Consider the following 863-nt stretch of genomic DNA (forward strand, 5'->3'; position numbering starts at 1 on the left):
TTTATTTTCTCTTTCAACTGCTATAATTTCATCACTATCTTTTCGTGCTAATTCAACCATGTTTGATAGATAAATAGATGCATAGAAGTCTTGTTCTATTGCTATTTTAGTTGTACCTGTAAAATTCTCAACTTCAAGTCTATTTTTCAGTTCATCATATTTTATTTCTATTCCCCATCTCATAAAATATAATTCCTTAAAATCACTTTCAGTCATAGACTCATCAAACAGATTAGTTATTAAAACTTCTTCTACTCCTGATTCAAGGTCAAATTTTATTATTCTTACACTGTATATTTTATTATTATACTTAATTTCTATTATTTGGTCTTGTTTTGTAGGATCAATTTTCTTTTTAAAAGTGCTGTTTTTAAGTCTCATTACAAAACATATATTCATATCCATTAATTTAGATATAAGCTCTTGACTTGGATATCCTCTGTCAAATAAGATTAAATCCTTAAACGAGTTATTATCTTGTTTCATTTCTGAAATCAATTCCATAGCCATTTTTCTTTCAGAAGTTTTATATCTATCTATTTTACTCTTTATAATAATTTTGTTTAGTACATCAAATATACAAGAAGCAGTTCCTCTGGCAACGGCGACTTCTGCATACTGATTTTTAGCATATCCAAATTCATTACGTAATAACTCTGTATTTGGTAACTCTATTGTAGTTCCATCTATTGCACTAAGCCTGTACCCATTCCAAAGTTCATATTCATTGCATTCTTCATAAATAATTTGGTTTATCCTATTATTTAATTCAACAAATGCTTTAGGATTAATTTTTTGCCTGTTTTCTGAAAAAGCTTGTTTTGAAATACTGTAATCTTTTTTCAAAAGTCCTTCAAAAAAAA

General features: G+C 27.1%; 1 protein-coding gene. It reads right to left on the reverse strand.

Annotated elements, in window-relative coordinates; translation table 11 throughout:
• The coding region (locus OIO11_RS11630) for an IS4 family transposase (protein WP_268071634.1) at positions 1 to 846 on the reverse strand (846 nt) is incomplete at its 3' end.
• Between the last annotated feature and the right edge of the window lie 17 nt (positions 847 to 863).

Source organism: Clostridium sp. ZS2-4, assembly GCF_026719745.1.
Taxonomy (GTDB): domain Bacteria; phylum Bacillota; class Clostridia; order Clostridiales; family Clostridiaceae; genus Clostridium_H.